22 protein-coding genes are annotated in these 20,462 nt (G+C 68.1%); 5 read left to right on the top strand and 17 right to left on the bottom strand.

The genetic code is table 11. The features are described 5' to 3' along the window. Positions 1–139 precede the first annotated feature (139 nt). Together NN2_RS23110 and NN2_RS23105 are read right to left on the bottom strand one after the other, a co-directional pair. Positions 140–1,297 (bottom strand): acyl-CoA dehydrogenase, encoded by a 1,158-nt coding sequence (locus NN2_RS23110; RefSeq protein WP_063015949.1) that lies wholly within the window; start codon positions 1,295–1,297, stop codon positions 140–142. A 182-nt stretch (positions 1,298–1,479) separates the two neighbouring features. After that, a complete protein-coding gene (locus NN2_RS23105; protein ID WP_063015948.1) occupies positions 1,480–2,160 on the bottom strand; it encodes a TetR family transcriptional regulator in 681 nt (226 codons plus the stop codon). 106 nt (positions 2,161–2,266) lie between these two features. On the opposite strand from NN2_RS23105, the gene NN2_RS23100 reads away from it, so the two are divergent. Further along, the gene (locus tag NN2_RS23100; RefSeq protein ID WP_063015971.1) at positions 2,267–2,719 is read left to right on the top strand and encodes a helix-turn-helix domain-containing protein; all 453 of its coding nucleotides are present in this window, start codon (positions 2,267–2,269) and stop codon (positions 2,717–2,719) included. A 1-nt stretch (position 2,720) separates the two neighbouring features. Then, positions 2,721–3,287, top strand: coding sequence for a PIN domain-containing protein (locus tag NN2_RS23095; RefSeq protein ID WP_063015947.1), 567 nt, complete (start codon positions 2,721–2,723; stop codon positions 3,285–3,287). Between the two features lie 7 nt (positions 3,288–3,294). Here the strand turns inward: NN2_RS23095 and purE are convergent, their stop codons facing one another. Next, entirely contained in the window at positions 3,295–3,798 is a 504-nt protein-coding gene (gene purE, locus NN2_RS23090) for a 5-(carboxyamino)imidazole ribonucleotide mutase (RefSeq protein WP_063015946.1), read from the bottom strand. Next, the gene (locus NN2_RS23085) at positions 3,791–4,993 is read right to left on the bottom strand and encodes a 5-(carboxyamino)imidazole ribonucleotide synthase (RefSeq protein WP_063015970.1); all 1,203 of its coding nucleotides are present in this window, start codon (positions 4,991–4,993) and stop codon (positions 3,791–3,793) included. The genes purE and NN2_RS23085 overlap by 8 nt, the downstream gene beginning before the upstream one ends. 151 nt (positions 4,994–5,144) lie before the next feature. On the opposite strand from NN2_RS23085, the gene NN2_RS23080 reads away from it, so the two are divergent. Then, on the top strand, positions 5,145–5,690 hold the full coding sequence (locus NN2_RS23080) for a GtrA family protein (protein WP_063011191.1): 546 nt from the start codon (positions 5,145–5,147) through the stop codon (positions 5,688–5,690). A gap of 9 nt (positions 5,691–5,699) precedes the next feature. Here the strand turns inward: NN2_RS23080 and NN2_RS23075 are convergent, their stop codons facing one another. The 7 genes from NN2_RS23075 to NN2_RS23045 all read right to left on the bottom strand — a co-directional run bounded on the left by NN2_RS23075 (position 5,700) and on the right by NN2_RS23045 (position 10,417). Next, positions 5,700–7,010, bottom strand: a complete 1,311-nt coding sequence (locus NN2_RS23075; RefSeq protein ID WP_030513616.1) for a sensor histidine kinase — start codon at positions 7,008–7,010, stop codon at positions 5,700–5,702. Between the two features lie 6 nt (positions 7,011–7,016). After that, on the bottom strand, positions 7,017–7,694 hold the full coding sequence (locus tag NN2_RS23070; protein WP_030513615.1) for a response regulator transcription factor: 678 nt from the start codon (positions 7,692–7,694) through the stop codon (positions 7,017–7,019). 61 nt (positions 7,695–7,755) lie between these two features. Further along, positions 7,756–8,304 carry a PH domain-containing protein gene (locus NN2_RS23065; RefSeq protein WP_063015945.1) on the bottom strand — a complete coding sequence of 183 codons (549 nt, stop codon included), beginning with the start codon at positions 8,302–8,304 and terminating at the stop codon, positions 7,756–7,758. Between the two features lie 29 nt (positions 8,305–8,333). Next, entirely contained in the window at positions 8,334–9,131 is a 798-nt protein-coding gene (locus NN2_RS23060; protein WP_030513667.1) for a biotin--[acetyl-CoA-carboxylase] ligase, read from the bottom strand. Between the two features lie 123 nt (positions 9,132–9,254). Continuing rightward, positions 9,255–9,491 carry a hypothetical protein gene (locus NN2_RS23055; RefSeq protein ID WP_036523144.1) on the bottom strand — a complete coding sequence of 79 codons (237 nt, stop codon included), beginning with the start codon at positions 9,489–9,491 and terminating at the stop codon, positions 9,255–9,257. A gap of 132 nt (positions 9,492–9,623) precedes the next feature. Beyond that, positions 9,624–9,962: a hypothetical protein gene (locus NN2_RS23050; RefSeq protein ID WP_063015944.1), complete on the bottom strand. Its 339-nt coding sequence runs from the start codon at positions 9,960–9,962 to the stop codon at positions 9,624–9,626. Continuing rightward, positions 9,962–10,417, bottom strand: a complete 456-nt coding sequence (locus tag NN2_RS23045; protein ID WP_063910848.1) for a DUF1707 SHOCT-like domain-containing protein — start codon at positions 10,415–10,417, stop codon at positions 9,962–9,964. Before NN2_RS23045 ends, NN2_RS23050 begins: the two co-directional genes overlap by 1 nt. 290 nt (positions 10,418–10,707) lie before the next feature. Between NN2_RS23045 and NN2_RS23040 the strand changes: the two genes are divergently transcribed. After that, on the top strand, positions 10,708–12,219 hold the full coding sequence (locus NN2_RS23040) for a serine/threonine-protein kinase (RefSeq protein ID WP_063015943.1): 1,512 nt from the start codon (positions 10,708–10,710) through the stop codon (positions 12,217–12,219). A 91-nt stretch (positions 12,220–12,310) separates the two neighbouring features. Here the strand turns inward: NN2_RS23040 and NN2_RS23035 are convergent, their stop codons facing one another. Together NN2_RS23035 and NN2_RS23030 are read right to left on the bottom strand one after the other, a co-directional pair. Continuing rightward, positions 12,311–14,113 carry an acetyl/propionyl/methylcrotonyl-CoA carboxylase subunit alpha gene (locus NN2_RS23035; protein WP_063015942.1) on the bottom strand — a complete coding sequence of 601 codons (1,803 nt, stop codon included), beginning with the start codon at positions 14,111–14,113 and terminating at the stop codon, positions 12,311–12,313. 121 nt (positions 14,114–14,234) lie between these two features. Beyond that, the gene (locus NN2_RS23030; protein WP_063015941.1) at positions 14,235–15,164 is read right to left on the bottom strand and encodes a sulfurtransferase; all 930 of its coding nucleotides are present in this window, start codon (positions 15,162–15,164) and stop codon (positions 14,235–14,237) included. Between the two features lie 158 nt (positions 15,165–15,322). Here NN2_RS23030 and NN2_RS23025 point away from each other — a divergent pair, with 158 nt between their 5' ends. Beyond that, positions 15,323–16,114: a helix-turn-helix transcriptional regulator gene (locus tag NN2_RS23025; protein ID WP_063015940.1), complete on the top strand. Its 792-nt coding sequence runs from the start codon at positions 15,323–15,325 to the stop codon at positions 16,112–16,114. On the opposite strand, the gene NN2_RS23020 is transcribed toward NN2_RS23025, so the two are convergent. The 4 genes from NN2_RS23020 to lat all read right to left on the bottom strand — a co-directional run bounded on the left by NN2_RS23020 (position 16,022) and on the right by lat (position 20,442). Next, the gene (locus NN2_RS23020) at positions 16,022–16,747 is read right to left on the bottom strand and encodes a Maf family protein (protein WP_063015939.1); all 726 of its coding nucleotides are present in this window, start codon (positions 16,745–16,747) and stop codon (positions 16,022–16,024) included. The genes NN2_RS23025 and NN2_RS23020 overlap by 93 nt on opposite strands. A gap of 1 nt (position 16,748) precedes the next feature. Next, positions 16,749–17,084, bottom strand: a complete 336-nt coding sequence (locus tag NN2_RS23015) for an acyl-CoA carboxylase subunit epsilon (RefSeq protein ID WP_030513606.1) — start codon at positions 17,082–17,084, stop codon at positions 16,749–16,751. 206 nt (positions 17,085–17,290) lie between these two features. Next, positions 17,291–18,931: an acyl-CoA carboxylase subunit beta gene (locus NN2_RS23010; RefSeq protein WP_063015938.1), complete on the bottom strand. Its 1,641-nt coding sequence runs from the start codon at positions 18,929–18,931 to the stop codon at positions 17,291–17,293. A 146-nt stretch (positions 18,932–19,077) separates the two neighbouring features. Further along, positions 19,078–20,442, bottom strand: a complete 1,365-nt coding sequence (gene lat, locus NN2_RS23005; RefSeq protein ID WP_063015937.1) for an L-lysine 6-transaminase — start codon at positions 20,440–20,442, stop codon at positions 19,078–19,080. Between the last annotated feature and the right edge of the window lie 20 nt (positions 20,443–20,462).

The raw sequence follows: 20,462 nt of genomic DNA, 5'->3' as shown, positions 1-20,462 counted from the left end.
CGATACCGTAACGCGTCCTGACAACTCACCGTGCGCGACGCGCCACGAGGCAGTGCCGCTTCGGTTCGATGTCACAAGCGAACGCGGGCGGCGCCGAGTCGTTCCCCGGCGCCGCGCGCGTCGTCGATCGGGTCTGCGATCAGCGCAGCAGCTGGCGCGACATGACCAGACGCTGAATCTGGTTGGTGCCCTCGTAGATCTGGGTGATCTTGGCATCGCGCATCATCCGCTCCACCGGGAAATCGGTGGTATAGCCGGCGCCGCCGAACAGCTGCACGGCGTTGGTGGTGACCTCCATCGCCACATCGGAGGCGAAGCACTTGGAGGCGGCGGAGATGAAGCCCAGGTTCTTCTCACCACGCTCGGCGCGTGCGGCGGAGGTGTAGACCATCAGGCGCGCGGCCTCGACCTTCATCGCCATATCGGCGAGCATGAACTGGGTGTTCTGGAAATCGGCGATGGCCTTGCCGAACTGCTTGCGGTCCTTGGTGTAGGCGATCGCGGCGTCCAGCGCACCCTGGGCCAGGCCGACCGCCTGCGCGCCGATGGTGGGCCGGGTGTGGTCGAGGGTCTGCAGCGCGGTCTTGAAACCGGTGCCCTCGGCGCCGATGATCCGGTCACCCGGGATGCGGCAGTTCTCGAAGTACAATTCGGCGGTCGGCGAACCCTTGATGCCCAGCTTGTGCTCGAGCGGGCCGACCACGAAACCCTCGTCGTCCTTGTGGACCATGAACGCGGAGATGCCGTTGGCGCCCTTCTCCGGATCGGTCACCGCCATCACGGTGTACCAGGTGGACTGGCCGCCGTTGGTGATCCAGCACTTGGAGCCGTTGATCACCCAGTCGTCACCGTCGCGCTTGGCGCGGGTGCGCATGGAGGCGGCGTCCGAACCGGCCTCGCGCTCGGACAGGCAGTAGGAGGCCATCTTGCCCTCGACGAGGTCGGGCAGCACCTTCTGCTTCAGCTCCTCCGAACCCTGCAGGATCAGGCCCATCGTGCCGAGCTTGTTCACCGCCGGGATCAGCGAGGACGAACCACAGACGCGGGCGACCTCCTCGATGACGATGCAGGTGGCGACCGAGTCGGCGCCCTGGCCGCCGTAGGCCTCGGGGACGTGGACCGCGTTGAAGCCCGCGGCGTTCAGCGCGTCCAGGGCCTCCTGCGGGAACCGGGCGTTGCCGTCGACATCCTTGGCGTGCGGGGCGATCTCCTTCTCGGCCAGGCCGCGAATCGCCGCGCGCAACTCGTCGTGGATGTCGTCCAACTTGAACAGTTCGAAATCGGGGTTGCCCGCCATGGGTTCACTCCTGGTCGTGGGGTTTCGATTCGCCTGGTCCGCGAATCCCGGCACTACACTGGCGCACCTCGGCACTCAGTGCCAGTCGGGTTCGACTATACGCCGTCCGAGGGCGACGACGTGAGGGGATGGCCAGAATCCGGCGTGGCACTCAGTGCCAAATCGTGGATTCGGTGCCCGATTCACAGATTATCGAGGCGGTCGGCCAGGAGGTCGGCGACCTGCCGTGCGGGCATCTCGCGCGGGAAGACCGCGACCACCATCTCACCCGGCTCCGGGGCCGCACCGGGGGGCGCGATCGCCCGGACCGCCGCGCGCAGATCGGCCGCGCTCGCCTCGGACCGACCCCGCACCATGCGGCGCAGCAGATAGTTGTGGGTGGCGGTGACGGCCGCACTGAACTGGATCAGCGCGAGATCGGGCACCTCCGGCAGCCGATCGCGCAGATAGTCGGTGAACAGCCGTTCGTACCGGAAGACGGTCACGATCTCACGGTCGCGCAGTGCCGAGGCCTGCCGGACCACCCGGTACCGGCGCGCGGCCAGTTCCCTGGTCTCGGTGAACCGCTCGAAGATCCCGACCACCGCCTCCCGCACGGCATCCCACGGATCCCCCTGCGCCGCGGCCAGATACGCCTTCGCCCGGGCGAGCTGCTCCTCGTGGTCGGCGAAGACCACATCCTCCTTCGACCGGAACTGCCGAAAGAACGTCCGCCGCGAAATCCCCGCCGCCTCCGCGATCTCGTCCACCGTCGTCGCCTCGTACCCCTGCTCGGCAAACAGCCGCAACGCATGATCGACCACAGCCAGCCGAAACTCCGCGGCGTCGGCAGCACGAACGGGGGTCGAATTGTCGCTGGGCACGTCTAAACGGTAGCGAGATGCCACGGCGACCCCCCAGTGAACCGCTGACCGTTTCGAATATTGCGAATATTGCGTATAGTTCGAACAGGAAGGAGTGGTGACCACGATGGGGATGCAGACAGCCAAACGGACGGAACCCGGCGCCATCGATCCGGAGGTAGCCGCGCGCGCCATGCGTCGGATCAAGGACTACCTCATGCGCCACCCGGACGAACAAACCATCGTCGCTTCCGGTGAGACCGGCCGCGACGCTTTGATACTCCCGCGCGAGGCCGTGAGTCTGCTGGCGTTCATCCTCGCCCAGGCAGCAGAAGGCCGGGGGGTGTCCGTCGTTCCTTCCAATGCGGAACTGACCACACAGCAGGCAGCCGACATGCTGAACGTGTCGCGGCCGTATCTGGTCAACCTCCTCGAATCCGGCGAGATTCCGTTCCGCCTCGTCGGTCGCCACCGCCGAGTCCGGTTCGACGACCTGAAGGCATACCAGCAACGCACCGAAGTCCTCAGCAGGTCCGCAGCCGACGAGCTCGGGGCCCTCGGGCAGGAATTGGGCATCTGACGTGGCATTCGTAGTGCTCTACGACGCCAACGTTCTCTACGGAAATACACTGCGGGACATGATGGTCCGGCTCGCGCGGTCGGGCATAGTGCAGGCGAAATGGTCGGCCCGCATTCTCGACGAAACCTTCGACAACCTGTCCGCCAAACGGCCCGACATCGCACCCGACAAGTTCGTGCGGCTTCGACAGCTGCTCATCAGGGCTGTACCCGACTGCCTGGTCGAGGGCTACGAACCGCTCATCGAGGGCCTGAAACTACCCGACATGGACGACCGCCACGTGCTCGCCGCGGCGATCAAGGCCGGTGCGCGAGTCATCGTCACCGCCAACCTCGACGACTTCCCGAACGAATACCTCGCACAGTGGCACATCGAGGCGAAAAGCCCCGACGAGTTCATTCTCGACCAGATGTCGCTGGACGATCGCATCGTCTGGGCGTGCACACAGTCGATTGCCGATTCACGGAACAATCCTCCGGAGACCGTCGAAGATGTCCTCGACGCACTCGAACGCGCGGGCCTCATCGAATCGATCGCCGCCCTGCGTGCGGGTCGGGCCGTGGAATGAATCGGTCCTAACCCAGCAAGCGGGTGCGCAGGGCTTCGTCCTTGTCGAGGACCAGTTTTTCCAGGTCGGCCTGGAACTGTTCCATGCGGGTGCGCAGCTGGGGGTCGGTGGCGGCGAGGATGCGGACGGCGAGCAGGCCCGCGTTGCGGGCGCCGCCGATGGAGACCGTGGCGACGGGGACGCCGGCGGGCATCTGCACGATCGACAGCAGGGAGTCCATGCCGTCGAGATATTTCAGCGGCACCGGAACGCCGATCACCGGCAGCGGGGTGGCCGAGGCGACCATGCCGGGCAGGTGGGCGGCGCCACCGGCACCGGCGATGATCACCTTCACGCCGCGACCGGCGGCCTCGCGGGCGTAGTCGAGCATGCGCTGCGGCGTGCGATGCGCCGAGACGACACCGACCTCGAAGCGAATCCCGAACTCCGCCAACGCTTCCGCGGCGGCTTCCATCGTGGGCCAGTCGGAATCGCTGCCCATGATCAGGCCGACCTGTGCTCCGTCACTCATGGGGATCCCATCCATCGGTCCACACCGCGTGCGACATCCAGTGCGCCGCCCGTTCGGCCTTCTCCCGCACCTCGGCCACGTCGTCACCGAGGATGTTCACATGCCCGATCTTGCGCTTCGGGCGTTCGCCCTTGCCGTAGAGATGCACCCTCGCCTCCGGCATCCGCGCGAACAGGTGGTGCAGCCGCTCGTCCATCGACATCGCCGGCGCCTCGGCCGCGCCGAGGATGTTCGCCATCACCGTCACCGGCGCCAGCGGCGTGGTGGCACCGAGCGGATAGTCGAGAACCGCGCGCAGATGCTGTTCGAACTGCCCGGTGACGGCACCGTCCATCCCCCAGTGCCCGGAATTGTGCGGGCGCATGGCCAGTTCGTTGACCAGCAGTTCACCGGCGTGGGTTTCGAACAGCTCGACGGCCATCGCACCGGTGACGCCGAGCTCGGCGGCCAGCCGCAGAGCCAGCGATTCGGCCTCGGTCGCGGCCTCGTCCGACAGCTGCGGCGCGGGCGCGATCACCACGGCACACTGGCCCTCGCGCTGCACGGTCTCCACCACCGGCCAGGCCGCGGCCTGCCCGAACGGCGAGCGCGCCACCATCGCGGAGAGCTCACGCTTCAGATCCACCCGCTGCTCGGCGAGCAAGATCACACCGTGCCCGAGCTGGTCTGTGACGATGCGCTCGGCCTCGGCGGCGTCGTCGATCATCCACACGCCGCGCCCGTCGTAGCCGCCGCGCACCGCCTTCAGCACGAACGGACCGTGTTCGGCGAGGAAACCGGTGGCATCCGCGACGTTCTCGACCGCGGTGAACGCCGGGACCGGCACGCCCATCTCGGCCAGTTTGCGCCGCATCGCGAGCTTGTCCTGGGCGTAGACCAGCGCGGCCGGCGGCGGCTGCACGTTCACGCCCTCGGCCACCAGCGCCAGCAGATGTTCGGTCGGCACATGTTCATGATCGAAGGTCATCGCGTGCGTACCGACGGCAACCTTGCGCAGGGCCGCCAGGTCGGTATGCGATCCGAGGACCAGCTCGGGGCTGACCTGGGCCGCCGGATCGTCGGGGCGCTCGGCCAGGACCCGCAGGCACTGCCCCAGCGCCACGGCGGCCTGATGCGTCATTCGCGCCAGCTGCCCGCCGCCGATCATCGCGACGGTCGGCATTCCACCACCTTCGAAACTGCGCGAAACCGGCATCGGTTCACCCTCGGCAACCTCTTGCACCCCGGTGGAGGGGTCCATCGATGGCCCACTACGCTCGCTCACAGCCCACCATGTTGTCATGCGCCCACACGCGGGGATGAGTGCGGGTTGATTGCCCAGCGCGGGACGGACGTAGACTCACCGGGTGCCATTTGTCGACGATGTGGTCAACATCCTCCCCAAAACACTACGGGACCTCGCTATTCGTCATCACGAGCTGATCAAGTTCGCGATTGTCGGAGCGACCACTTTCGTCATCGACAGCGGTATCTTCTACATCCTCAAATTGACGGTTCTCGAGTCGAAACCGATCACTGCCAAGATCATTTCCGGAGTAATCGCGGTCATCGCGTCCTACATCCTGAACCGGGAATGGTCGTTCAAGGGTCGCGGCGGTCGTGAGAAACACCACGAAGCCCTGTTGTTCTTCGTGGTCAGCGCCATCGGTGTGCTGCTGTCGAATCTCCCGCTGTGGGTTTCGCGGTATTTCTTCCATCTGCACGTTCCCGATGTCAGCTTGACCGTGGAGAACATCGCCGACTTCGTCAGCGCCTTCATCATCGGCAACATCCTGCAGATGGTGTTCCGATTCTGGGCGATGAAGCGCTGGGTGTTCCCCGACGAAATCGACGCACTGGTCGAAGAATTCGAAGAACTGTACGAGGAAGAGAAACCGCTCGGCTTCAGCTGAACCCACCGTTCAGCGGGGCTCCCCGATGACGCCGTTACCCGACCGCCCCGCGGTCGGCTTACCGAGGAATACCGCGAACAGCGCCGGACGCCGTCGCTGTAGTTCCAACCGGCCGCCATCGGCTTCGATCAGCGCGCGCGCCAGCGCCAGCCCCACCCCGGTCGATCCGGCGCCGGAGAAGCCGCGGTCGAAGATGTGCGGTGCCAGTTCGTCGCTGACCCCCTCGCCCTCGTCGGCCACCTCGACCGCCACCAGCGGTTCGCGGTCGGGCCCGCCGTAGACGGTGCGCACCGACACCGAGCAGTCTCCGCCGCCGTGCACCAGCGCGTTGTCGACCAGTACGGCCACCGCCTCGCGCAACCGCGGTCCGGTCACCGGCGCGCGCAGGGCCGGATCGCCGGACAGCACGAGTTTGCGGCCGGCCTCGGCGAAGGGATGCCGCCATTCGGCGACAACCCCGCGCAATTCCGCGACCACCGGGACCGGTTCGTGATCGGCGGCGTCCTGGTCGCGGGAATCGCGAACCAACTCGTCGATCGCCTCGGTGAGCCGATCGACCTGCGCCATCGCCTCCTCCGATTCCTGGACGACCGCCGGGTCCGGATGCGCCGACAATTCGTCGAGGCGCAGCCGCACCGCCGTCAAGCGGCTGCGCAACTGATGGGACACGTCGGCGACCAGCGCGTGCTCGCGCTGCAGCCGGCCCGCGATCTCGACCGTGGCCGAATCGAGCACATCCGAGACCCGGTCGAGTTCGGTGATGCCGTGCCGGCGCGGGTCCGGCCGGAAATCGCCCTTCGCCAACCGCGCGGCACGGGCGGCCACATCCCGCAGCGGATCGGCGACCCGCCGCGCGGTCACCACCGCCACCGCGGCGCCCGCGGCCAGCGAGGCCAGCGCCACCAACGCCACCGCGCCCACCGCTTGCCGCTGCATCGAATGCATGGGGGCGGCCGGCACCTCGAGTCGCAGCGAGCCCGACGTGCCCATCGACAGCGATTCCACCACCGGGTTGTCGACCTCCGGCGCCCCGGCGTCCACGCGCAGCGCGGCGTCCTCGGGAGTCGGATAGATGATTGTGAGACGTCCGCCGGACGGAATCAGCGGCCGCACCGAGCGCAGGTCGAGCACGCCGTGGACCAACCCGTCCTCACGCTCCTGGCCGACGATCTCCACCGACATGCGATCCAGGCGGGCCCGCAGATCGCTGCGGGTGATATCGGCCACCCACTGCCAGGCGGTGAACGCCAGGGGGATACCCAGCACCACGGTGGTGAGGGTCAGGGCCGCCAGCATGGACAGCAGAATTCGGCGCCGCATCGGCGATCAATCGGTGTTGAAGCGGAAACCGACACCGCGCACGGTGACGATGCGCCGCTCCGCGACCGGGCCCTCGTCGCCGATCTTGCGGCGCAGCCAGGACATGTGCATGTCGAGGGTTTTGGAGCCGCGCAGATCGGCATCGCCCCACACCTCGCGCAGAATCGTCTCGCGCGGCACGACCTGCCCGGCCCGGTCGATGAGCACCTTGAGCAGTTCGTACTCCTTGTTGGCCAGATTCACTTCGTGGCCGTTGACCAGCACCCGACGTGCGGCGGGTTCGAGCCGCACTCCGCCGATCTCCACCGCCTCGTCGCCGATGCCACTGCGCCGCAACAGGGCTCGCACGCGGGCCAGTAGTTCGGCGAGACGGAACGGTTTACCGACATAGTCGTCGGCGCCGGCGTCCAGACCCACCACGAAATCGACCTCGTCGGTGCGGGCGGTCAGCATCAGCACCGCGAGATCGGCGCCGCGGGCACGGACCTGGCGGCACACCTCCAGGCCGTCCATACCGGGCAGCCCTAGGTCGAGGATGAGCAGATCGTGTTCACCCTCCAGCGCCCGGCGCAGCACGGCGGGGCCGAAGCTCTCGACGGTTACCGAATAGCCTTCGCGCCCCAGCGCTCGCGACAGCGGAGCGGCGATGGCCTCATCGTCCTCGGCCAGCAGTACGGCGGTCACAGCACAAGATTACTGGCGAACCGGGCCGATCGGGCGTGCGCCACCGAACCGCGGCCCGCCGCTACCGACGGCCGCCGTAGCGAGGGTCCTGATACTGCTCGTGGCCCGGATCGCCGTGCGGGTTGTCGAAGACCTGGTGGTACAGCAACGAATGCACCTTCTGCACGTTCGGAATGTCGTCGTACTCCAACGGATCACCCGAGGCGGCGTCGATGATCAGGGTGCCCGTGCCGAGCAACCGGTCCGACAACCCGTGGCGGAACTGCACACTGGAGATGCGGTTCATCGGAATGTCGATGCCGGTGTGGGTGAGCACGCCCTCGCGCACCAGCACCCGCCGGTCGGTGATGATGAAATGCGTTGACTTCCAACGGATCACCTGCGACAGGCAACGCCACACGACCAGCAGCGCCCACACCACGACGATCGCGATGAGAACGGCGTTGCGCGTGGTGCCCTCGGTGTTGCGCCAGGCCAGCCCGCTCAGGAATCCGGCCAGCGCCGTGGCGAGGATGAAGGTGAGCGCCGGCAAGAACAACATCTTCCAATGCGGATGACGGTGCAGTAGCAGCTGCTCGTCCGGCGCGAGCAGCTCCTCCGGATAACTCATATGCGAACCCTACCCCCTGATTCGGCCCGCTATGCCGGGCGAAGATGAGTGACGTCGCCCGCCGATACCGAACGATCGCCGATGATCAGGCGGCCGTAGGCGTCGATATCGGTGGCCACGCCGGTGATGACCTCGCCGCCGGGCAGTTCCGCCCGCACGTCGGCGCCGAGGGTGGCGCACCGGGCACGGTAGGCGTCGGCCAGCGCCGTGACATTCCAGTTCTCGGTCCGCCATTCGGTGAAGTGGCGGGCGAAGGCGCGCAGCAGGGCGAGGACCAACTCGTTGCGATCGGCGTTCTCCGCACCGGCCAGGGTGAGCGAAACGGCGTGCGGCACAGGCAGTTCGTCCTCGGTGAGGCTCACATTGAGCCCGACGCCGACCACGACCGCCGGCGCGCCCGCCCCGGAGGCGACCTCGGCCAGGATGCCGGCCACCTTGCGGCCGCCGATCAGAACGTCGTTGGGCCACTTGAGATTTGCGTCCAGTCCGGTGGTTTCGCGGACCGCGTCGACGACGGCGACACCGGTCAGCAGCGGCAACCAGCCGAGGACGGCCGGCTCGATACCGCCGAGCCGCACCAGAATCGACATCGCGATCTGCGCGCGCGGCGGACTCACCCACGACCGTTCGTGGCGGCCGCGACCGCGGTCCTGATATTCGGCGACCAGCACCCGCCGATCGGAGGAGGGATCGCCCGCCACCCCGATCAGATCCGCATTGGTCGAACCGGTCGACTCCACCACATCGATGTGGGAGAAGAACGACAGGTCGGGCTGTTCGGCGACGGCATGTCGCAGGATATCGGCGTCCAACGGTGGCCTCTGCACGCCTCGCAGGCTACTCCTGCCTGCTCGGACGGTCGTTGTGCCGCTCCAATCGGACGGTTCGCCCGGGGGCGGGACCAAGATGCGGGCACCGCCATGTGAGCGGCACCCGCATCCCGGTTCCTCTCAGCGGGCCAGGTCGTACTCCGGCAGATGGATCGAGCGCACCGGTCCGCCGGCGCCTGCTCCGCCATATGCCATGACGGCGTCGGAGGCCCATTCGCCGAGCTCTTCCGGCGCCTGCTCGTCCGGCCGCTCGGCCCGGACCTCCGGATCCACGACGGTCGGCTCCGGCTCCCCGGCCGACCGGGTCCACGCTGTCGCGGTGGCCCGTTCCGCGACCGATTTACTCCACTCCCACATCGCGCACCTCCCCAGTGCTTGATTTCGGAGTCTTCACGGTACGGGTACGGAACCCCGGCAATCCACCGATTTAATCGGCGACCCCGGCCGCTCGACGCGAAAAGGGCTGCGGCACAGAGCGTTCGGCGCGCCTTACAGAGGTTGCAGGCCCAGGGCCCCGGCGACGAATCGGCTCACCGCGGTCAGGCCGGACTGCAGCGCGGAATCGTAGCCCTCGCGCGCCCAGCCCGAAATCTCCGCGGTGCCATCGGGTTGCGGCGTCACCACGATCTCGGCGACCAGTTCCGCGGTGGTCGGCTCGCACACCGCCCACGAATATCCGGTCTGTTCCGCCCATTCGCGGGCACGGCGTTCGACATAGCCGGGATCGGTGATGCCGCCGTCGGCCAGAGCCGGGCGGTCGTCGATGCGGTCGTCGGCACGCAGCGCACGCAGATACCAACTGCCGGCGTTGATTTCGATCGGTTCCATCAGAACCTCCAGCGACGGTCGCGGCGACGGCGGCGGCGGTCGAGCAGGCGGTGGTCGTCGCCGTCGAGCAACCGGCGATCGTGGCCGCGCTGCTGGAGGCCGCCGGTGATGATGCCGGCCGCGGGGATCAGCAGGAACCAGAGCCAGGTATGGGTGGTGAAGAACAGCACCAGCGCGATGATCACCACCAGGCCCATCATCGAACCGGCGAACTCCCGCCGCCCACCCGGCTGCGCGGCGGCCGGTTCCGGCGATTCCGGCGGCTCCGGCACGACGGCCGGGAGGTCGCTGAACACCGGCGCCAGATCACCTCGCGTCACCGCCGCGGCGATGAGGCCGCTGCGCTCGTCGAACTCGGCGACCGACAACCGCCCGGCGGCGAAGTGCTCCGACAGGCGTTGCATCGCCTGCTCGCGCTCCGCGGTACCGATGCGGACGTCGGGAGAATCAGCCATGGCACGAGATTACCGCGCGGGGCGCCGGTGAGCGGGCCCGTCGTCGCGGCATTCCACCCGCGGTACCGCCGGCCGCACATCCGCACTATCGTCGGTCTCATGTTCCGCCAGCGCGGCATCGGCACCGCTGCCGCCCCGCTCGTCGCCGCGACGACCGGTCCAGCACCACAGCCGAGTACCGAGACGCGGCCGCAGACCAGCGACGCGAGGCTCGGGGCGCGGACGATACCGGCGAGCCGCCGTACCCCCGGCCCCTTCATCCGGCCCGGTAGGCACCTCGGGCGGATGCGATGACGGCGCGGGAGTTCGGGCGGTACCGCCTCGATCGACTGCTCGGCCGGGGTTCGGCCGGGGAGGTGTGGCTGGCGTACGACCCGGCGGATGCGCGGACCGTCGCGCTGAAGATCTTGTCCGGGAGCGCGGCCGAGGACGCGGATTACCGGCGGCGGTTCGAGCGCGAGGCCCGGATCGGAGCGCATCTGGACAATCCGCATATCGCACCGATCCATCGATTCGGCGAATACGCCGGGCGGCTGTACCTGGATATGGCCTACATCCCGGGTGTGGATCTGGCGCGGCTGGTGCGGTCGAGTGCGATGGCGGTGCCGGAGTCGATCGATCTGATCTCGCAGATCGCCGAGGCACTCGACGCCGCCCACGCGGCCGGGCTGGTGCACCGGGACGTGAAGCCCGCCAACATCATCGTGCATCCCGGCGGGTTCGCGTATCTCATCGACTTCGGGATCGCTCGCGCGGCGGGGCAAACCACCATCACCGCAACGGGTTTCACGGTCGGCACGCTCGCCTATATGGCGCCGGAACGGTTCACCGGGCACGGCGACTCCCGCTCGGACGTGTACTCACTGGCCTGCGTGCTGTACGAATGCCTCACCGCGCAAAGGCCGTTCGGTGATACCGACGCGGTCCGGCAGTTGCACGCCCATTTGCACGAGCCTCCGCCGCGCCCCTCCGCGGTCGCCGCTCACGTCCCCGTCGCGCTCGACGCCGTCGTCGCCCGCGGGATGGCGAAGCGGCCGGACGACCGCTACCGCACCGCGGGCGAGCTGGCGGCGGCGGCCCGGGCCGCGGCGGGAACGACCACCGTCGACCACCCACCGCCGGTCCTGCAATCCGAGCAGTCGCAGACGCCGCATCCAGTCGCGACACCGGAGGCGAGCGGGCAGCCCGGGCCCGCACCAGCGGCACGCGGACAACTCGGTCCTTCGCCCCTGGCGGCCGCGCAACCCGCGACGACCAGACGATTCGACTCCGGACCGGCCCCCGTGCCCGGATTCGCGGGTGCCGCGGCCGGGCGGCCGCGCGGTGCGGCACGCCCGACTCGCTTCCTGCCGGGCCCGGGCACACCGGCCGATGCCCTCGCACCGCCCGCAGCCCTCGGACCATCCAGCCGGCCGCATCCCTTGTCCTCAGCGGCACAGCAGGTTTCACCCGCACCGCCACGCCGCTCGGCCCTCACCGTCGCCGCCGCGCTGATCGGCGCAGCCATCGTCGCCCTCGCGGTCGTCGCCGGGTGCACGGCCCTGCTGAGCAGCGGCTCCCGCACTCCCTCCGACCAGCAGTCGACCACCCCTCCCGAGGTCACCACCCCCGCACCGACCACCGCGGCCCCGACGACCCCGGAACCGGGATACACGACCGCGGTCATCCCACCGCGGCTGCTGCCCTTCCCCACCGGCGTGCTGCCGCCGCCCTTCCAAATCCCGCATGCCACAAGCTATTCCGAGAACAAGCACGACAAACCGACAGAGCCCGGCAAACAACACTCTCCGCACGCCGGTTAGGTCTCGTGCGGGTTGCCGTCGGTTCTCTGCCCAGAACGTGAAGAACCCCGCTCCGTCGTGGAGCGGGGTTATTCACGAAATCGCTTGCTGCCTACTTGATTTCGGCGAGCACGGTGCCCTGGGTGATGGCGGCGCCGGCCTCGACGGCCAGACCGGTGACCACACCGGACTTGTGCGCGTTGACCGGGTTCTCCATCTTCATGGCCTCGAGCACCGCGATCAGGTCGCCGGCCTCGACCGACTGGCCCTCTTCGACGGCCACCTTGACCACGGTGCCCTGCATCGGCGCGGTGACGGCGTCACCGGAGGCGGCCGAGGCGCCCGCGCCGCCACGCTTGCGCGGCTTGGGCTTCTTGCGGATCACGCCCGCCCCGTTGCCCGCGGCGCCGGCCGCGCCCGCGCCCACGCTGAACTGGCCCGGCAGCGACACCTCGAGGCGACGGCCGCCGACCTCGACGACCACCGTCTGGCGCGCACCCTCGTCCTCGTCCTCGATGGGCCGGCCACCGGTGTAGGGCTCGATGGTGTTTTCCCACTCGTTCTCGATCCACTTGGTGTAGACGTCGAACTTGGTGCCGTCACCGACGAACGCCGGGTTGGTCACGATGTGGCGGTCGAAGGGCAGCACCGTCGCCAGGCCCTCGATCTCGTATTCGGCCAGCGCACGCGCGGCCCGCTCCAGCGCCTGGGTGCGGTTCTCGCCGGTGACGATCAGCTTGGCCAGCATCGAGTCGAACTGTCCGCCGATCACGCTGCCCGCGACCACGCCGGAATCGACGCGCACGCCGGGGCCGGACGGCTCCTTGTAGACGGTGACCGGGCCCGGTGCGGGCAGGAATCCGCGGCCGGCGTCCTCACCGTTGATGCGGAATTCGATCGAGTGGCCGCGCGGAGTCGGGTCCTCGGTGATGGTCAGCTCCTCGCCGTTGGCGATGCGGAACTGCCAGCGCACCAGGTCCAGACCCGAGGTCTCCTCGGTGACGGGGTGCTCGACCTGCAGGCGGGTGTTGACCTCGAGGAACGACACGGTCTCGCCCTGCACCAGGTACTCCACGGTGCCGGCGCCGTAGTAGCCGGCCTCCTTGCAGATCCGCTTGGCGGACTCGTGGATCTTGGCGCGGACCTCGTCGGACAGGAACGGCGCGGGCGCCTCCTCGACCAGCTTCTGGAACCGGCGCTGCAGCGAGCAGTCGCGAGTGCCGGCGACGATGACGTTGCCGTGCTTGTCGGCCAGCACCTGGGCCTCGACGTGGCGGGCCTTGTCCAGGTACTGCTCGACGAAGCACTCGCCACGGCCGAAGGCGGCGGTCGCCTCGCGGGTGGCGGAGTCGAACAGCTCGGGAATCTCCTCGATGGTGTGGGCGACCTTCATGCCGCGGCCACCACCACCGAAGGCGGCCTTGATGGCCACCGGGACGCCGTACTGCTCGGCGAACTCGACGACCTCGTTCGCGTCCTTCACCGGATCCTTGGTGCCCGCGGCCATCGGAGCCTGCGCGCGCTCGGCGATGTGGCGAGCGGTGACCTTGTCACCCAGATCGCGAATCGACTGCGGCGAGGGGCCGATCCAGATCAGCCCGGCGTCCAGGACGGCCTGGGCGAAATCCGCGTTCTCGGACAGGAAGCCGTAACCGGGGTGGATCGCGTCGGCGCCGGACTTGCGCGCCGCGTCGAGAATCTTGTCGAAGACCAGGTACGACTCGGCCGAGGTCTGCCCCCCGAGCGCGAATGCCTCATCGGCCAATTTGACGAATGGCGCGTCCGCGTCCGGTTCCGCGTACACGGCGACACTGGCGATACCGGCATCCTTGGCGGCCCGGATCACACGCACCGCGATCTCGCCCCGATTGGCGATCAGGACTTTCGTGATCTGCGCGCTGGCATGGCTGGGCACTGAGCCTCCTGTGCTTTGGACAACTTACGTCTCGGGTGAGTGTAGGCAGTGTGCCAACAGACTCCGAACAGGGATAGGGCTACCGAACAGTAGCCCGGACCCCCGTGACGTGAACAACACCCTAGACCGACTGTGCCGCCGCCGACACGGCGGCCGGAGCCGAACCCGGTTCACTTCCCTTGACGATCGGCGTGCGCACAGCGTTGCTCCACTCGGTCCAGGAGCCGTCGTAGTTACGCACATTCGCCACGCCCAGCAGCGAAGTCAGCACGAACCAGGTGTGTGCCGAATGTTCGCCGATGCGGCAGTAGACGATGGTGTCCTCGGCGCCGAGCAGCGGCGCGTAGATCTCCTCGAGCTCCGACCGGCTGCGGAATCGGCCGTCGCCGCCCACCGCCGTGGTCCACGGGATGTTGATCGCGGTCGGAATGTGCCCGGCGCGCAGTGACTGTTCCTCCGGGCGGTCCCGGATGCGGTCGTCGTCGCCCGTGTACTCCCCCACCGCGCGCACGTCGACCAGTCCGGCGCCCGTTCCGCCGTCGTTCAGGCAGGCGCGCACATCCTCGAGGAAGGCCCGGGCGCTGCGATCGTCGCGCTCGACGACCGGATACTCCCCCAGCCCGACGTCGGGCACCTCGAAGGTGGTGTCGCGAGCCTCGGAGATCCACGCGTCCCGGCCGCCGTCGAGCAGCCGCACATCCGGATGCCCGAACAGGCCGAAGACCCACGCGGTGGCGGCGGCGGTGCCGTTGGCCTTGTCGCCGTAGACAACGACCGTGTCCTCGCGAGCGATGCCCTTGGCACGCATGAGTGCGGCGAAACGGGCGCCGTCGATCACGTCGCGGGTGAGCGGATCGGTAAGCTCGGCGCGCCAATCGATCTTGACCGCCCCTGGCACATGGCCGATGTCATAGAGCAGGATGTCCTCGTTGGACTCGACGATCGCGAGGCCCGGCGTACCGATGTTTGCCGACAGCCACTCAGTGGTTACCAATCGTTGTGGATATGCATGAGAGCCGAAGGATGGATGAGAGTCCGGAGCGACGGGCACGGTGGAAGATCCTTCACGCGTGGTAGACGATGGGCGGCTGGGCAGTACCGATCGTAGGTGCGAACAATGTGCGCCGTCGGTTTCACATCACGAATCGGATGAAGCGCGATTAAGTCGCAGCTTCGTCCGATAAAGTCACATGGGAGGAGGGGTGAGCTATGTCCGATTCTTGGCCACGACGGCGCCTGCTTGCGATCCTACGCAGCGCCAGCGAGCCTCTCGATGCCCAGGAACTGGCGCGCATCACCGGACAGCACGTCACCACCGTCCGCTTTCATCTGGATGTTCTCACCCGGGAATCGCTGGTCCGCCAATTCCAGCAGCCGCCCCGCGGCCGCGGCCGCCCGCGCATCGGATACACGGCGGTGCAGCGATCGGTCGGTTATCAAGATCTCGCGCAGGTGCTGGCCGATCAGCTCGGCAGTGATCCCCGCCGGCGTTCCGAATTGGCCGTGACGGCGGGTCGCGCGTGGGGCGCCAAGGTCGAACAGCTCGAACAGCCCATCGCCTCGCTCGACGACGCGCGCGATGTCGCGGTCACGGTGAGCTCCGAATTGGGTTTCGCCCCGGAGCGCGATCCCGCCTCCGAAACCGGCGACCAGCTCAACATCCGCCTGACCGCCTGCCCGCTGCGCGAATTGGCGCGCACCCACTCCGAGGTGGTCTGCGGTGTGCATCAGGGCCTGATGCGCGAAGTCTTGGACCGCAACGGCGGACGCGATGCGGTCAACGTCCGGCTGCACCCGTTCGTGGGCCCGGAACTGTGCGTGATCCATCTGGAGGCACTGGCGAGCACGCTCCCGGATCCCGCCCACATCCCCGATCAGGCCGGGACCGGACCGCGACTACCGACGCCGTCAGCCAATCGCGTCGGCCCGCAGCTGCGCACGGAACCACAGTTGCGCAATTCCGACGCCCACGTCGCCCAGGAGGCGACGCAGCAGCGGTAGGCCGATTCCGATGACACTGGACGGGTCACCGTCGATGCGGTCGACGAACCAGCCGCCCATTCCGTCGAGGGTGAACGCACCGGCCACCCGCAGCGGCTCGCCGGTGGCGATATAGGCATCCAGCTCGGCCGGCCCGGGATCGGCGAAATGCACGGTGGTGGTGCTGCAGTCCTGGGCGTCGGCGACGATCGCGCCGTCGCGCACGCGCAGCACACAGTGGCCGGTGAGCAGATCGGCACTGCGCCCGGCCATCTCGGCCCAGCGGGCGCGGGCGACGTCCGGGGTATGGGGCTTGCCCTGCAGCACGCCGCCGACCAGCAGCATCGAGTCACAGCCGACGACCACGCAGTCGTCGACCAAGCGCGGGGCCCGCGCGGCCACTAGGCCATAGGAATCCGGGGCGGCCGGGCCCTCCACGGACGCGGCGGCGTCGGCGATCAACGCGGCGGCGACGGTGTGGGCCTTGGCTCGGGCGAGAGCGGTCACCACGCCCGCGGGTGGTGTGTCCGGCGGGAGCGCCGCGGCGACCGCGTCCTCGTCGACCTCGGATATTCGGACCACGGGATCCAGCCCGGCCGAACGCAACACCTGCAGTCGCGCCGGCGAGGCGGAGCCGAGAACGAATCCCGTCACGTCAGCCGCGGATGTGCGACAGATAGGGGAAGGCGTAGGGAGAGAACGGCGAGGTACCGCGGTGCATCATGGTGGGCCGGCCCCAGTTGTCCACCGGGCCCTGATCCTGCGGCGCCGCGTCGGCGTTCGCGCCCGCGGCGGCGAACACGGTGACCAGAGCGGCGAGTTCCTCGTCGGTGGGCGAACCCTTCAGAACGCGGATGACCGGCCCGTGGCCGACCTCGGCCTCGACGACAGCGGTGTCGGATGCGAGCCTGGTGTCGCCGTCACCGAATTCGTCGACCGCCAAATCCAATTCGGCAGCGCGCAATATCTCTTCGTCAGCCACAGCCGTCACAGCGCCAACTCCTCCTGTTCTGTGCCGGACCGAGAGGGCCCGGCGTTCACGGCGCGGGACGAACCCACGCCGCGAACGGTATTCGTGCGGCCCTCATCGAATGAGGGCCTTTTCCTACCATCTTCACCCGGATGCGGCAATCGTGCGCGGTACGAACTCGCCACTCTCCCGGAAAGTGTGCCTCCGCTACCGCACATATCGTCGGATCAGAGCGGAATGTTGCCGTGCTTCTTCGGCGGAAGAGTAACCATCTTTCGCTCGAGCAAGCGGAGCGCCGCGACGATCTGGCCGCGGGTGTGCGAGGGCGGAATCACCGCGTCGACGTAACCGCGCTCGGCCGCCACGTACGGGTTGACCAACGTGTCCTCGTACTCGTTCTGCAGCTCGAGGCGCAGGGCGTCGACATCGGCGCCCTCCGCGGCCGCTTGCTGCAGCTTCTTGCGGTAGACGAAGCCGACCGCGCCCGAAGCGCCCATGACGGCGATCTGGGCGGTGGGCCACGCCAGGTTCACATCGGCGCCCATGTGCTTGGAGCCCATCACGTCGTACGCGCCGCCGTAGGCCTTGCGAGTGATGACCGTGATTTTGCCCACAGTGGCCTCACCGTAGGCGTAGAGCAGCTTCGCACCGCGGCGGATGATGCCGTTGTACTCCTGGCCCGTACCCGGCAGGAAGCCCGGAACGTCGACCAGCGTGATGATCGGAATGTTGAACGCGTCGCAGGTGCGCACGAACCGGGCGGCCTTCTCCGAGGCGTCGATGTCGAGGCAGCCGGCGAACTGAGTGGGCTGGTTGGCCACGAAACCCACGCTGCGCCCGTCGATGCGGGCGAAGCCGACGATGACGTTCATCGCGCGTTCGGCCTGCACCTCGAAGAACTCGTCGTCGTCGACCAGTCGCCGGATGACCTCGTGCATGTCGTAGGGCTGGTTCGGCGAATCCGGGATCAGGGTGTCGAGCTCGAGATCCTCCTCGGTCAGCGAATCCTCGATCGCGCCGGCGATCGGGTCGCTGGCCGGGAAGCGCGGCGCCTCGGCGCGGTTGTTGCTGGGCAGGTAGCTCAGCAGGTCCTTCACCCAGTCCAGCGCGTCCTGCTCGCCGGAGGCGACGTAGTGCGCGGTACCGGACTTCACCATATGGGTGTGGGCGCCGCCCAGCTCCTCCATGGTGACCTCTTCACCGGTGACGGTCTTGATGACGTCCGGGCCGGTGATGAACATCTGGCTGGACTGGTCGACCATCACGACGAAGTCGGTCAGCGCCGGGGAGTACACGTGCCCACCCGCCGCGGCGCCCATGATCAGCGAGATCTGCGGGATCACGCCGGAGGCCTGGATGTTGCGGTGGAAGATCTCGCCGTAGAGGCCGAGCGAGACCACGCCCTCCTGGATGCGAGCGCCGGCGCCGTCGTTGATGCCGATCAACGGGCGGCCGGTCTTGATCGCGAGGTCCATGACCTTGACGATCTTCTCGCCGTAGACCTCACCGAGGCTGCCGCCGAACACCGTCGAGTCCTGGCTGAAGATGCAGACGTCGCGGCCGTCGATGGTGCCGTAGCCGGTGACCACGCCGTCGCCGAGCGGACGGTTGTTCTCCAGGCCGAAGTTGACGCTGCGGTGCCGGGCGAGCGCGTCCATCTCCACGAACGAACCCTCGTCCAGCAGGGCCAGGATGCGCTCGCGCGCGGTCAGCTTGCCCTTGGCGTGGACCTTTTCGACCGCGCCCTCACCCATCGGGTGCTTGGCCTCTTCCAGCCGATTGCGCAGATCAGCCAGCTTCCCTGCGGTGGTGTGGATATCGGGGGCGCCCGCCGAACCCGGCGAAGGCTGACTCTGGACACTCGTCATGCCCCGGAGTGTAACCAGTGGCGCAGCCCGGCGGAATTCCAGTGGGGGCTACCGACCAGTACCCTTATTGGCTACCCGCCAGCAGAAAAGCGCTGGTGAAGTGCCACAACGACGGTCCGGACACGCTCGCGCGAGCCTGGGAATCGTCAGCGATCGGCCATGCCCGCGAGGACGCGATCCAGGGCATCCACCGCCCGCTCGAGTTCGTCGGCGGTGACCGTCAGCGGCGGCCGGAACCGGATACCGCGCTCGCCGGTTCCGAGGAACAGTACCCGTTCGCGCTCGCGCAGTTCCGCGAGGACGGCATCGCGCAGTTCGGCGGAATCCAGTGTCACCGCGCACATCAGCCCGCGACCGCGCGGATCGGTGAGCAGCTCGTGCCGGTCGGCGAGCGCGCGCAGCCGGTCGAGCAGCAGCGCGCCCAGCTCCTTCGCGCGGGCGGCCAGGTCCTCGGATTCGATCACCTCGAGAATGCGGCGGGCCCGCACCATATCGGCGAGGTTGCCGCCCCAGGTGGAATTGAGCCGCGAGCTCACCGCGAACACGTTGTCGGGCACCTCGTCGACGCGCCCGCCGGCCATGATTCCGCAGACCTGCGTCTTCTTTCCGAAGGCGACCACATCCGGTCGCAGGCCCAACTGCTGGTAGGCCCAGGTCGACCCGGTCATCGCCACGCCGGTCTGCACCTCGTCGACGATGAACAGCGCGTCCTGCTCGTGGCACAGCTGCTGCATGCGCCGGAGAAATTCCGGTCGCATGTGCCGATCGCCGCCCTCGCCCTGAATCGGCTCGGCGATGAAACACGCGATGTCGTGCGGATTTTCGGCGAATGCGGCCCAGGCCTGCGCCAGCGCGCGCTGCTCGGCGACCTCGATGTCGATGCCGGGGCGCAGATAGGGGGTCTCGATGCGCGGCCAGTCGAAGGCCGGGAATCGTTCGGTCTTGATCGGGTCGGTGTTGGTCAGCGACAGCGTGTAGCCGGAGCGGCCGTGGAAGGCGCCGGTCAGATGCAGCACCTTCGTGCCCAGTTCGGCCGGGCGGCCGTGCATCGCGTTGTGGCGGCTCTTCCAGTCGAAGGCGACCTTCAGCGCGTTCTCGACCGCCGGCGCACCGCCGTCGATGAAGAACAGATGCGGCAGTGCCGGATCGCCGAGGACCCGCGCGAAGGTGTCGACGAAGCGCGCCATCGCGACCGTATAGACATCGGAATTACTGGGCTTGTTCAGCGCCGCCCTGGTGAGTTCGGCGCGAAATCGGGCATTCGCCGCCAGCGCCGGATGGTTCATCCCCAGCGCGGAGGAGGCGAAGAAGCCGAACATATCCAGATAGACGGTGCCGTCCCGGGCGTCGACCAGGTCGAGTCCCCGCGATCTGCGCAGGTCCAGCACCAGATCGAAACCGTCGGCGAGCATATGGGCGGACAGGATGTCGTGTACGCGCGAGGCGGTGACCGACGCCGGGTTCGTGACCTCCGCGTCGGCCGTTCCGGGGCGCTCCAGTTCGAGGGTCACACCCCCAGGATACGAAAATA

Origin of the sequence: Nocardia nova NBRC 15556 (assembly GCF_001613005.1) — a bacterium.
GTDB lineage: Bacteria > Actinomycetota > Actinomycetes > Mycobacteriales > Mycobacteriaceae > Nocardia > Nocardia nova.
This window is presented reverse-complemented; position numbering and strand designations above follow the sequence as displayed.